This is a genomic window from Oceanimonas baumannii (assembly GCF_002245495.1).
Classification (GTDB): domain Bacteria; phylum Pseudomonadota; class Gammaproteobacteria; order Enterobacterales; family Aeromonadaceae; genus Oceanimonas; species Oceanimonas baumannii.
In genome coordinates this window covers 114,839-127,235 of sequence record NZ_NQJF01000003.1, presented here as the reverse complement: position 1 = coordinate 127,235, position 12,397 = coordinate 114,839, and the positions used below count along the sequence as shown (strand labels likewise).

At 55.7% G+C, this 12,397-nt stretch carries 13 protein-coding genes; 11 read left to right on the top strand and 2 right to left on the bottom strand.

From position 1 onward, the window contains the following. Positions 1-45: 45 nt before the first annotated feature. From B6S09_RS04485 to B6S09_RS04460, 6 genes are all read left to right on the top strand, one after another. On the top strand, positions 46-384 hold the full coding sequence (locus B6S09_RS04485) for a P-II family nitrogen regulator (RefSeq protein WP_094277306.1): 339 nt from the start codon (positions 46-48) through the stop codon (positions 382-384). A gap of 12 nt (positions 385-396) precedes the next feature. Continuing rightward, the gene (locus B6S09_RS04480; RefSeq protein ID WP_094277305.1) at positions 397-1,623 is read left to right on the top strand and encodes an ammonium transporter; all 1,227 of its coding nucleotides are present in this window, start codon (positions 397-399) and stop codon (positions 1,621-1,623) included. Between the two features lie 187 nt (positions 1,624-1,810). Beyond that, complete coding sequence (locus B6S09_RS04475) at positions 1,811-2,824, top strand: Fe(3+) ABC transporter substrate-binding protein (protein ID WP_094277304.1); 1,014 nt, start codon at positions 1,811-1,813, stop codon at positions 2,822-2,824. A gap of 34 nt (positions 2,825-2,858) precedes the next feature. Further along, positions 2,859-4,481: an ABC transporter permease gene (locus B6S09_RS04470; RefSeq protein WP_094277303.1), complete on the top strand. Its 1,623-nt coding sequence runs from the start codon at positions 2,859-2,861 to the stop codon at positions 4,479-4,481. Further along, entirely contained in the window at positions 4,481-5,545 is a 1,065-nt protein-coding gene (locus B6S09_RS04465; RefSeq protein WP_094277302.1) for an ABC transporter ATP-binding protein, read from the top strand. The genes B6S09_RS04470 and B6S09_RS04465 overlap by 1 nt, the downstream gene beginning before the upstream one ends. Before the next feature lie 85 nt (positions 5,546-5,630). Continuing rightward, positions 5,631-6,542 (top strand): Dyp-type peroxidase, encoded by a 912-nt coding sequence (locus B6S09_RS04460; RefSeq protein ID WP_094277301.1) that lies wholly within the window; start codon positions 5,631-5,633, stop codon positions 6,540-6,542. Between the two features lie 210 nt (positions 6,543-6,752). On the opposite strand, the gene argR is transcribed toward B6S09_RS04460, so the two are convergent. Beyond that, on the bottom strand, positions 6,753-7,253 hold the full coding sequence (gene argR / locus B6S09_RS04455; RefSeq protein ID WP_228212203.1) for a transcriptional regulator ArgR: 501 nt from the start codon (positions 7,251-7,253) through the stop codon (positions 6,753-6,755). A gap of 133 nt (positions 7,254-7,386) precedes the next feature. On the opposite strand from argR, the gene B6S09_RS04450 reads away from it, so the two are divergent. The 5 genes from B6S09_RS04450 to mdh all read left to right on the top strand — a co-directional run bounded on the left by B6S09_RS04450 (position 7,387) and on the right by mdh (position 11,330). Beyond that, a complete protein-coding gene (locus tag B6S09_RS04450) occupies positions 7,387-8,124 on the top strand; it encodes an ATP-binding cassette domain-containing protein (protein WP_094277300.1) in 738 nt (245 codons plus the stop codon). Positions 8,125-8,137: 13 nt separating this feature from the next. Continuing rightward, positions 8,138-8,878, top strand: coding sequence for a transporter substrate-binding domain-containing protein (locus B6S09_RS04445; RefSeq protein ID WP_094277299.1), 741 nt, complete (start codon positions 8,138-8,140; stop codon positions 8,876-8,878). 1 nt (position 8,879) lies between these two features. Beyond that, positions 8,880-9,527 (top strand): arginine ABC transporter permease ArtQ, encoded by a 648-nt coding sequence (artQ, locus tag B6S09_RS04440; protein WP_094277298.1) that lies wholly within the window; start codon positions 8,880-8,882, stop codon positions 9,525-9,527. Position 9,528: 1 nt separating this feature from the next. After that, the gene (gene artM, locus B6S09_RS04435; RefSeq protein ID WP_424991643.1) at positions 9,529-10,197 is read left to right on the top strand and encodes an arginine ABC transporter permease ArtM; all 669 of its coding nucleotides are present in this window, start codon (positions 9,529-9,531) and stop codon (positions 10,195-10,197) included. A 194-nt stretch (positions 10,198-10,391) separates the two neighbouring features. Continuing rightward, positions 10,392-11,330, top strand: a complete 939-nt coding sequence (gene mdh / locus B6S09_RS04430; protein ID WP_094277296.1) for a malate dehydrogenase — start codon at positions 10,392-10,394, stop codon at positions 11,328-11,330. A gap of 174 nt (positions 11,331-11,504) precedes the next feature. On the opposite strand, the gene B6S09_RS04425 is transcribed toward mdh, so the two are convergent. Continuing rightward, positions 11,505-12,392, bottom strand: coding sequence for a hydroxymethylglutaryl-CoA lyase (locus B6S09_RS04425; protein WP_094277295.1), 888 nt, complete (start codon positions 12,390-12,392; stop codon positions 11,505-11,507). Between the last annotated feature and the right edge of the window lie 5 nt (positions 12,393-12,397).

Sequence of the window (12,397 nt, the reverse complement as noted above, 5' to 3'; positions counted from 1 at the left end):
TTGTAATGAGTTAAGTGACCTAAATTTGCTGCGCGAGGAGCTCCTATGAAAATGATTTGCGCCATTATCAAACCCTTCAAGCTCGACGATGTACGCTCGGCGCTTGCCGGCATTGGCATCGATGGCATGACGGTGAGCGAAGTAAAAGGATTCGGCCGGCAGAAAGGCCATACCGAGCTGTATCGTGGTGCCGAATATCAGGTGGATTTTCTGCCCAAAATAAAACTGGAAATCGCTACTCAGAGTGAAGAGGCTGAGCGGGTAATTGAAACCATTATTGAGGCCGCCGGTACCGGAAAAATCGGCGACGGAAAGATCTTTGTATATGACCTGCAGCAGACGGTGCGTATTCGTACCGGTGAGCGGGATCTGGATGCCATTTAAGGGAGAGCTGTCATGGATGCACTGACCGAAGTGAAATTTGCCCTCGACACGTTTTATTTTCTGATGTCGGGTGTGCTGGTGATGTGGATGGCCGCGGGGTTTGCGATGTTGGAAGCCGGTCTGGTACGGGCCAAAAACACCACCGAAATTCTTACCAAGAACATTTTGTTGTTTGCCATTGCCTGCACCATGTACCTGCTGGTGGGTTACTCCATTATGTATGTGAACAATCCGGAGGGTGGCGTACTACCAAGCCTCGGAGGTTTACTCGGCAGCGCCAGCGCCGATGCGGATCATGCGCTGGAGTCGGACTTTTTCTTTCAGGTAGTGTTTGTGGCGACCGCCATGTCCATTGTCTCCGGAGCCGTGGCTGAGCGTATGAAACTCTGGGCCTTTCTTGCCTTCAGCGTGGTGATGACCGGCTTTATCTATCCCGTTGAGGGCTACTGGACCTGGGGCGGAGGCTTTCTGTCGGAATGGGGATTCACCGATTTTGCCGGATCCGGCATCGTGCATATGGCCGGTGCCGCGGCGGCCCTGGCCGGGGTACTGCTGCTGGGGGCGCGCAAAGGCAAGTATGGCAAAAACGGAGATATTCATCCCATTCCCGGCTCCAACATGCCACTGGCGACGCTGGGGACCTTTATTCTGTGGATGGGCTGGTTCGGCTTTAATGGTGGGTCTCAGCTGCTGGTATCGGATGTAGAGAACGCAACCGCAGTCGCCCGTATTTTTGTTAACACCAATGCTGCTGCCGCCACCGGAGCCATTGGCGCGCTGCTGGTCACTAAACTGACCTGGGGCAAGGCTGATCTGACCATGATCCTGAACGGTGCCCTGGCCGGGCTGGTAGCGATTACGGCGGATCCGCTGTCACCGGGGCACTTGTGGGCGGCGCTTATCGGTCTGCTGGCCGGTGTGCTGGTGGTGTATGCCATTGTGGGTCTGGATCGGCTGTGCATTGATGATCCTGTGGGGGCCATCTCGGTACACGGTATCTGTGGCACTCTGGGGCTGCTGCTGGTACCGGTGGCCAACGCTGACGCCACCTTCCTGGCCCAGCTTGCAGGCATTCTGGTCATTGGGGGCTGGTCGTTCGGTGTCAGCCTGCTGGTGTGGTATGGCCTCAAGCGCACCATGGGCATTCGGGTGGGGGAAGAGGAAGAGTTGTCGGGTATGGACCTTATCGACTGCGGTATTGATGCTTATCCCGAATTTGTCACTCTGAAACCCCGTTAACGATGTCACGAGACACGATGTCTTGTTTTGAGGAGCCTGGTGCTCCTCTTTTTTGATCTGGCGCAAAAGATCGTATTGCAGATGAAAATTTTTCTTATTTCAATGCGCTTTGGTAGTTGATTCCCGTTATGTCCTCTGTATACTTCTGAACGTTAATTATTCTCAGTCAACCTAATGGAACCGGACGATGACCAAAACGTTTTTTCTCTCCGCCGCCGCTTTGCTGGCGTCCAGCTTCACGGCTCAGGCTTTTGCCGAAGAAGTGAACGTTTACTCCAACCGTCAGGAATTTCTGATCAAGCCGATTCTCGACACCTTTACCGAAGAAACCGGTATCGACGTGAATGTGGTATTCATGAAAGACGGGATGGGAGAGCGTCTGGAGCGGGAAGGTCGTTTGTCTCCTGCCGATCTGGTGCTGACCGTCGATGTCAGCCGGTTGATGGATGTGGTGAATAAGGATCTGACTCAGCCAGTGCAAAGCAAGGTACTGGAAGAGAGCATTCCGGCTCAGTATCGTGATGCCGATGGCAAGTGGTTTGCCGTGACCACCCGTGCCCGTGCCATTTACAGTTCGGTGGACCGGGTAGGTGCACGCGATGACATTACTTATGAAGAACTGGCGGATCCCAAGTATAAAGGCAAGCTGTGTACCCGTAGTGGCAAGCACCCTTATAACGTGGCGCTGACGGCAGCCATGATCGCCGAACATGGCAGTGAATACACCAAAAACTGGCTGCAGGGCCTGAAAGACAACCTGGCACGCAAGCCTCAGGGCGGTGACCGGGATCAGGTGAAAGCCATTAAAGACGGCGTGTGTGATTATGCGCTGGGTAACAGCTATTACTATGGTGTGATGCTGACCAACGACGATCAGAAAGCGTGGGCTGAGTCAGCGCACATTAACTTCCCTAACCAGGACGGACGCGGCACTCACGTGAACATTTCCGCCGTGGCCATGACCAAACATGCCAAAAACAAGGATGCGGCACTTAAGCTGATGGAGTTCCTGGCCGGTGATGAGGCTCAGCATCTCTATGCTTCTGCCAACCACGAATATCCGGTGAAGCCGGGAGTGGAACCATCCGATCTGGTGAAGAGCTGGGGTGAGTTCAAATCCGATACCCTGCCGCTGGCCGAAGTGGCAAAACATGCCAAAGAAGCGATCAAGCTGGTAGACGAAGTGAAATACGATCTGTAAAAAGACGGGGGTTCGCCCCCGTTTTGAGTAGTACATGAAAAGATATGGTTGGACGGTCAGCAGTTGGGTCATTGCCCTGGTGCTGACTTTGCCGGTTCTGGCATTGGTTATTGAAGCCCTGTTGCCCGCAGAAGACATCTTCCGTCATCTGTGGGCTTCTGTGCTTCCGGCCTATATTGGTAATACCTTCTGGCTGGTGCTGTTGGTAATGGGGCTAAGCCTGCTAGCCGGCTTGCCCGCGGCATGGCTGATGGCTATGTGCGAGCTGCCTGGTAAGCGCTTGCTGCAATGGGCACTGATCCTGCCTCTGGCTATGCCGTCTTACATCGTGGCCTTTGTTTATACCGACTTGCTCGATTACTCCGGGCCGGTGCAGCTGGCGCTGCGGCAGTGGTTTGGCTGGGAGTCGGCCAGCGATTATTTCTTCCCACCTATTCGTACCCTTGGCGGGGCCGCGCTGGTCATGGGGCTGGTGCTGTATCCCTATGTCTATCTGCTGGGCCGTACGGCCTTTCTCGAGCAGTCTACCAGCCTGATCCAGTCCAGCCGCCTGCTGGGGTGCTCCCCCTGGCAAAGCTTTCGCCGGGTCAGCCTGCCCCTGGCCAGGCCGGCCATTGCGGTGGGGTTGTCGCTGGTGGCGATGGAGACCCTGGCCGAGTTCGGTACGGTTAACTTTTTTGCCGTTAACACCCTGACCACGGCGGTATATGACACCTGGCTGGGCTATGGCAGTCTGCAGGCGGCCGCAAAGATTTCTGCCATTATGCTGCTGGTGGTGATGCTGTTACTGAGCATGGAGCGCATGAGCCGAAAGCGCCAGCAGGTGTTTCAGAAAAATATGGGGCACGAACAGGACGGTGGCTACCGCCTGACCGGCCTGCGCAAGTGGGCGGCACTGACGTTTTGCTGGAGCCTGGTTGGCCTGGGCTTCCTGCTGCCCTTTGTCATTCTTTGTTATCACGCGGTGCGTTATTTCGATCAGGCCTGGAACAGCCGCTTTTTCGAATACAGTGTGAACAGCCTGTTATTGTCCGTGGTGGTGGCGGTGCTGGCGCTGGCCATGGCGCTGCTGCTGGGCATGACCCACCGTCTTAAAGGTAAACGCTATACTGCCCTGCCAATGCGGCTGGCGTCCATGGGCTACGCCCTGCCCGGTACCGTACTGGCCATTGGTGTGCTGGTGCCGCTGACCATGATGGACTTTGCCATCAACGACCTGGCGTTGTGGCTGAAGCTGCCGGAGCCGGGGCTCTTGCTGACCGGGACCATGACCGCCATTGCTTTTGGTTATCTGGTGCGGTTCGGTGCCATGGCTGTCGGCGCGGTCGAAAGCAGTCTGAACAAGGTATCGCCGTCGCTGGACATGGTGACCCAGACCATGGGGTATGGTCCGGCAGCCATGATCCGGAGGGTTCACCTGCCCCTTATTCGCAAGGGCATGCTGGCCGGCGCATTGCTGGTTTTTATTGAATGCATGAAAGAGTTGCCGGCTGCGCTGCTGCTCAGACCCTTTAACTTTCAGACCCTGGCTACCTATGTCTATCAGTTTGTCTCTGATGAACAACTGGAGCTGGGCGCCTTGCCCGCAGTGGTGATTGTACTGGTCGGTCTTATTCCACTGATTTTCCTGAACCGTTCATTGGAGCAACATCACTGATGGCAGCACTGACTATTCACGACATTTGTTGCAGTTATAACGGCAAGCCGGTGCTGGACGGGCTGTCGTTGCAGGTGGAAAGTAATGAGATCATGTGCCTGCTGGGGGCCAGTGGCTGTGGTAAAACCACTTTGCTGAAAGCCGTAGCCGGCCTGCTGCCGGTGAGCAGGGGAGAGATTGCCATTAATGGACAGCCGGTGAATGCGAACGGCCGGGCGGTAGTGCCGGAAGAGCGTAATATCGGCATGATCTTCCAGGACTATGCACTGTTTCCTCACCTGAATGTGGCACAGAACGTAGCGTTTGGATTACAGAGCAAGGAAAGCAACAAGGCGCTTATTCACAAGCGGGTAGAAGAGGTGCTGGATCTGGTCAACCTGGCCGGTCTGGGTGATCGCTATCCGCATCAGTTGTCTGGTGGACAGCAACAACGGGTGGCCATTGCCCGGGCTCTTATTTGTAAGCCACAGCTGATGTTGCTGGATGAGCCGTTTTCCAATATCGATACTCAGGTGCGCATGCGCCTGATTGGGGAAATTCGTGCCCTGCTGAAGGAGCAGGGTATCAGTGCCATTTTTGTTACTCATAGCAAGGAAGAAGCATTTGCTTTTTCCGACAAGCTGGCGTTGTTTCGGGAAGGTCATATTGAGCAGGTGGGAAGGCCGCAGACGCTTTATCAGCAACCCCAGACGCCTTTTGTCGCCGATTTTCTTGGCCAGAGCAATTATGTGCCGGCCAGGGTTCATGACCACCATACGCTGGTGACACCAATGGGGCCGATTGTCAGTGAGCTGGCGATTGAAGCTGCCCCCGGCAGTGAAGGGCAGCTGTTATTACGTCCGCGTCAGATACAGCTTTCGGAAGCCGAGCAGGGTAATGGCCGCGTGCTGGAGCAGCAGTTTTTGGGAGCCCACACCCGTTGTCTGGTGGAATGTCAGGGGCTGGTGCTGGAAGTGAGTGTCAACGAGCCACTGCCGGCTGTGAGCCAGGTGCAGGTGAGCATTACGCCCCATGCCCTGACCTTTTTCCCCGACCATGCTGAACGTCAGCGGGAAGTAGCCTAAGCGTCGCAATTAGGGACTGGCACTGTCCCCAGTCCTTGCTTTTGCCGTTATACTGGATGCTCTCGAAGCAACGGAAGAGCACAGTATGACTGCACAAGCCGGCATTTGCGCCGAACCCAACCTTCACGCTTATTACCTGTTTTTCAATATTCAGCCTGGCTGCCAGAGCGAGGTGCGGGAAAAGCTCAAAGCCGTGCCTGCATTATGGGAGGAGCTGAAACAGACTTATCCCGAGGCGGCCTTTTCCGGCCTGGTGGCTATCGGCAATGAGGCCTGGGACGGGCTCTATCCGCAGGCGCGGCCGAATGAGCTGACTGCCTTTCCTGCCCAGGGAGAAGGAGACCGTTCGGCTCCCGAAACCCCTGTCGATCTGTTCTTTCAGTTGCGCGCCGATCGCCTTGATGTTGCCTATATCGCCGCGCAGCGTGTGATGGCGTTGCTGGCCAGCCTGACAGAGCTGAAGGACGAACGTCAGGGCTTTCGTTATCTTGACTGCCGTGACATGACCGGCTTTGTGGACGGTACCGAAAACCCAGAAGGTGAACACAGGGCCGAAGTGGCGCTGGTGGCGGAAGGCCCCTTTGCCGGTGGCAGTTATGTGCATGTACAGCGCTATCACCATCGTATGGCTCGCTGGCAAAAACTGAGTCTGACGTCACAGGAAAAGGTTTACGGGCGTACGAAGGCTGACAATATCGAATTTGCCTCTGCCGACAAGGCTCCCACTGCTCATACCAAGCGTACCAGCCTGAAAGACGCCGCCGGTAACAGTATGGAAATTCTGCGTCAGAGTATGCCCTGGGGCAGTGCCACTGAGCAGGGGCTGGTGTTTATTTCCTGCTGCCGTACGCCACTGCACTTTACCCGGATGCTGGAAAGTATGTACCGGGGAGATGAAGAAGGGCATTTTGATCACCTTACCCTGTTCACCCGCCCGGAGACCGGGGCCGCATTTTTTGCACCTTCTGAGGGATGGCTGGAACGGGCAGGGGAGTGAGTGGCTGCTCTAAGTAAGTTGAGCTTATTCGCTACTGGATATGGATAGTTAGTGGCCGTAAGCCGTTACCTGCAGCATTGATATTGAGCCAGGCAAGAGCCGACCGTCAAATGCCAGGATGGCATTTGACGCGGATACCCTGAGGGGCTCGACGTGCGAGGCGTGATACAACCACACTGCTGTTTTCGCACTTCGAGCTTGCCGCAGGCGTCAGACGTATTGCTCGAACAGTTCCAGTACGCTCTGATACAGCTCTTCGATGGGCGTTTCCATCGTGGGGGTAATAAAGATAGTGTCGTCACCGGCAATGGTGCCGAGAATACCTTCGGCCCGGCCCAGGGAGTCGAGCATGCGGGCAATCAGCTGAGCCGCGCCGGGGCTGGTGTGTATCACGATCAGTGCGCTGTTATGACCTACGTCCAGCACCAGGTTTTTAAGCTGGCTGCTACTGGTTGGAACGCCCAGCTCGACTGGCAGGCAATACACCATTTCCATTTTGGCATTGCGGGTCCGCACGGCACCGAATTTGCTGAGCATGCGGGATACCTTGGACTGGTTGATGTTCTCGAACCCGAGTTCCTGCAGGGCATTGACGATTTCCGCCTGAGAGCCGAAGCGCTCTTCTTTTAGCAGCGCTTTAAACGCCTTGACCAGCTGTTCCTGTTTTTCGTTCATTTTTTGCAGTCGACCAAGCGTGAGTGAATGGGACATATTGTCTATCCGTTATGGGGTTTTATCAAGGAATAGTCATTTATCTTGCATAAAGATGCAAAATTAGCTTGCATTAACAATAATGCAAAATAAAATCAGCCAAAGACTCTGACAGATGAAGTGAATATAGCGCATGGGCATAGAATTCAGCGGCATAAGCAAGTCCTGGTCCGGCCAGGAAATTTTAAGCCAGGTTTCGTTGCAATGCGATGCCGGAGAGACATTAGTACTACTTGGCCCCAGTGGAGCAGGAAAAAGTTCTTTGCTAAGACTGATGAACCTGCTGGATGTTCCGGATGCCGGCACACTTTCCATTGTTGGAGAGCAGTTCACTTTTCCCGCCGATAATAACAGCCGTCTGGCCAAGCGGGCCCAGCTGCTGCGGGGTAAGGTAGGCATGGTATTTCAGCAATATCATCTCTGGCCTCACCTGACCGTTGAGCAAAACCTGCTGGAGGCCCCACTTAAAGTGCTGGGCATGAGCAAGGTTGATGCCCAGCAAAAAGCCGTGCAGTTGCTGGAGCAGCTCAAACTGGCCGACAAGCGTCATGCCTGGCCCGGCGCTCTGTCCGGAGGACAACAGCAGCGGGTGGCGATTGCCAGGGCGCTGATGATGAACCCGCAGGTGCTGCTGTTTGACGAGCCCACGGCGGCACTGGATCCGGAAATTACCAAAGAAGTGGCCGAGATTATTTTGCAACTGGGCAAAACCGGCATCACTCAGGTTATAGTGACCCACGAAGTCAACTTTGCCCGCCGGGTGGCCACCAAAGTGGCGTACCTTGAGCAGGGCAAGCTGGTGGAATATGGCGATGCAGCCTTGCTTGATCATCCTCAGACTCAGCGTCTGGCGGAATTTCTGACTCATTAATAAGGATATACTCATGAAAAAGACCCTGTTGTCTATCGCTCTGCTGGCGACGTTTGGCAGCACTGCTGCTCTGGCCGAGGAAGTCAAGTTTGTGACCAACGCGGCTTACCCTCCCTTTGAGTTTGTTGATGACAACAACGAAATGCAGGGCTTTGATATTGAGCTGGCCAGGGCGCTGTGCGAGGTGGCGGAGCTGGAGTGCAGTTTTCACAACCAGGCTTTTGACAGCCTGATCCCCAGCCTTAAATTCAAACGTTACCATGCTGCGATTGCCGCGATGGATATCACCCCCGAACGCACCGAGCAGGTTGATTTCAGCGATATTTACTACGAAAACTCCGCCGTATTTGTGGCTCCTGTCGGCAAATACAGCAGCGTTGATGAGCTGAAAGGTCTGACTGTGGGCGTGCAGAACGGCACTTCCCATCAAAAATACATTCAGGACAAGCTGGAAGGTGAAGGCCTTAAGTCACGTCCTTATCAAAGTGTGCAGGACGGTCTGCTGGACATGACCAACGGTCGTGTTGAAGCGGTGTTTGCTGATACCGCCGTAGTGGGTGACTGGCTGAGCAAAAACAGTGGTTATGCCGTGATGGGTGAGTCCGTTACCGATGCCAATTACTTCGGCACCGGTTTTGGTATTGCGGTGACCAAAGGCAACCAGGCGCTGCTCGACAAGCTGAACCAGGGACTGGCCGAGCTGAAGGAAAACGGCACCTACGACAGCCTCTACGGCAAATACTTCCCCAAGTAAGATGATGAATCATTTATTGAATGCCGGCCTGATGACGCTCGGGCTGGCATTGGTATCGCTGGCGGTGGGTATGGTACTCGCCGTCCTGTTGTGCGGTGCCGAAATGAGCCGCTGGCGGCTGCTTCGGCTGCCGGCGTTTACCCTTACCACTGTGCTGCGTGGCCTGCCGGAAATTCTGGTGGTGTTTTTTATCTACTTCGGCTCCACTCAGGTATTGTTTTTACTGACCGGCGAATATATTGAATTCAGCCCGTTCTGGTGCGGGGTTACTGCGTTGTCGCTGTTGTTTGCCGCCTATTCCGCGCAAACCCTGCGGGGAGCACTGAATGCGGTCTCCCGTGGTCAGCGGCAGGCGGCCCAGGCGCTGGGACTACCGCCGTTGTATACTTTTTTTCGTATCGTGTTACCGCAAACCTGGCGACATGCCCTGCCGGGGCTGAGTAACCAGTGGCTGGTATTGCTTAAGGATACCGCCCTGGTGTCGCTGATTGGTGTGCATGATCTGATGCATCAGGCCAAGTCGGCGGCGGCCAGTACGTATGAGCCTTTTACCTGGTATGCGCTGGCGGCACTGGTTTATCTGGTGATTACCCTGATCAGCCAGCAGGGCCTGAAACGACTGCAGGCGAGGGTAACCCGTTATGACTAAATTGCTCGATTATTCCCAGATCCTGCTGGATGGCTTGCAGATCACGCTGCTTATTACGGCGTCCGGTCTGTTGCTGGGGCTGGTGATCGCCTTGTTGCTCACCTGGGTGCTGGACCGGCGGACACCGGTACTGCACTGGCTGGCAGAAGGCTATCTGTTGCTGATTACAGGAACGCCTTTGCTGGTTCAGATTTTTCTGATTTATTACGGTCCGGCCCAGTTTGACTGGGTGAAGCAAAGCTGGGCCTGGGCCTATTTGCGTGAGCCCATGTTCTGCGCCATTCTGGCGTTGGGCATGAATGCCGGAGCCTATACCTGCCGGCTGTTTAAAGGGGCGCTGGACGCGGTTCCCAAAGGGGAAACCCTGGCCTGCCGTGCACTGGGCATGAATGAGTGGCAAACGCTGAATGTTAAGTTGCGTCATGCCATGCGCCGGGTGATTCCTGCCTATTCCAATGAAGTGGTGCTGGTGCTCAAGGGCAGCTCTCTGGCCAGTACTATCTCCATTATGGACATCATGGGCCTGGCCCAGCGTATCAACGGGCAAACTTATGACACGCTGGCGGTGTTTGGTGTGGCCGGTGCCATTTACCTGCTGATGAACAGTCTGCTGACCTGGTTGTTTCGTCTGCTGGAGCGCCGTGCTCTGGCCTTCCAGCAGCAGGGGTAACGTGATGCCACATGCGGTAGCAGCGCCCCCTGTCTGCTTTGTGCCATGGGGGTACGCACCAGGGTTGTTGAGCTGCGTTGGCTCACATAACCATTACATTTGATGGGTCCGGGCATTGTGTTTAAAGCGCGCTTTCGCTATTTTGCTAGGGCCCAGGAAACGTATAACTATTCAATAATAAACGGAGTTCAGTTATGAAAGTTGCCGTACTAGGAGCTGCCGGTGGTATCGGTCAGGCTCTCGCTTTGCTGTTGAAGAACAACCTGCCTGCCGGTTCTGAACTGAGCCTGTACGATATCGCTCCCGTCACTCCCGGCGTAGCTGCCGATCTGAGCCACATCCCCACTGCGGTTAATGTGGTTGGTTTTGGCGGTGAAGATCCTACTCCGGCCCTGACCGGTGCCGACATCGTGCTGATCTCCGCCGGTGTAGCCCGTAAGCCGGGCATGGATCGTGCCGACTTGTTCAACGTGAACGCCGGTATCGTTAAGAACCTGATCGAAAAAGCCGCCGCTGCCTGTCCTCAGGCCTGCATCGGTATCATCACCAACCCGGTGAACACGACTGTGCCGATCGCCGCCGAAGTGCTGAAAAAGGCCGGTGTGTACAACAAGAACAAGTTGTTCGGTATCACTACCCTGGACGTGATCCGCGCCGAGACCTTCGTGGCCGAAGCCAAGGGTCTGAACGTATCCGACGTTAAGGTTCCCGTTATCGGTGGCCACAGCGGCGTGACCATTCTGCCGCTGCTGTCTCAGGTGGAAGGCGCTTCCTTCTCTGATGAGGAAATCGAGAAGCTGACCTACCGCATTCAGAACGCCGGTACCGAAGTGGTTGAAGCCAAGGCCGGCGGCGGCTCCGCCACCCTGTCCATGGGTCAGGCTGCCTGCCGTTTCGCTCTGTCTCTGGTCAAGGCCATGCAGGGTGAAGCCAATGTGGTTGAGTGCACCTATGTGGACGGCGGCAGCGAGCACGCTGTTTTCTTCGCTCAGCCGGTACTGCTCGGCAAGAATGGCGTAGAAAAAGTACTGCCTTACGGTGAAATCAGCGCCTTTGAACAGGCTGCAATGGATGGCATGCTGGAAACCCTGCGTGGCGACATCCAGAAAGGTGTGGAATTCGTTAACCAGTAATCGGTTATCGAGCAAGACATCAAAAAGGGAGCTTCGGCTCCCTTTTTTTCGTTATATACAGGCGCCAGCAGTATTGTGCACTTGCGTCAGCCAAAGCGCACAGCTTCTCCGGCATGCTGTGAATACCTCCCTGTACGCTCCGTCGCGCAACCGCGCTGTACGATGCTCCCAGCTTTATCCATTCCAGGCTCGCCCGGTTTTAGAACCGTTTTCCCGGCCCAGTTGCAGGCTTACCCAGCGACCGGTAGCCACCAGCCGGTCGAGATCCACTCCTGTTTCCAGGCCCAGGCCGTGCAGCAGGTAGACCACGTCCTCGCTGGCCACATTACCGGTGGCGCCGTGCGCATAGGGGCAGCCTCCCAGGCCCGCTACCGAGCTGTCGATAATGCGCAGACCCTGCTCCAGCAACGCATACAGGTTGGCCAGGGCCTGGCCGTAAGTATCGTGAAAGTGGGCTGCCAGCCTCACCAGTGGTACCTCCTGACGTACCGCCGACAGCATGGCCACCGCCGCTCGGGGAGTACCGGTACCGATGGTGTCCCCCAGCGAAATTTCATGGCAGCCCAGGCGATACAGTGCTCCTGCCACCCGGGCCACGGCAGCGGGGGCAATGTTTCCTTCATAGGGGCAGCCGAGTACGGTGGAGACATATCCCCGTACCCGAACTCCTCGCTCATGGGCCAGTTGCAGCACCGGCGCAAAGCGCTCAAGGCTCTCTGCCACTGAGCAGTTGATGTTTCTTTGGCAAAAGCGTTCCGAGGCGGCGGTAAACACCGCTACCTCGTCGGCACCGGCGGCCAAGGCCGCTTGCAGCCCTTGCAGGTTGGGGGTGAGCGCCGAATACACGACTCCCTCACGGCGGCGAATGCCTGTTAATACCCCGCTGCTGTCAGCCATTTGTGGTATCCGCCTGGGGGAAACAAAGCTGGCTGCCTCGATATAAGCAAAACCGCAGTCCGCCAGTCGCTCCACCAGTTCTATCTTAATGGCAGCAGGCACGAGAGCCGGTTCATTTTGCAGGCCGTCCCGCGGGCCCATTTCCACCAGTTTGACGCTATCCATTCGGG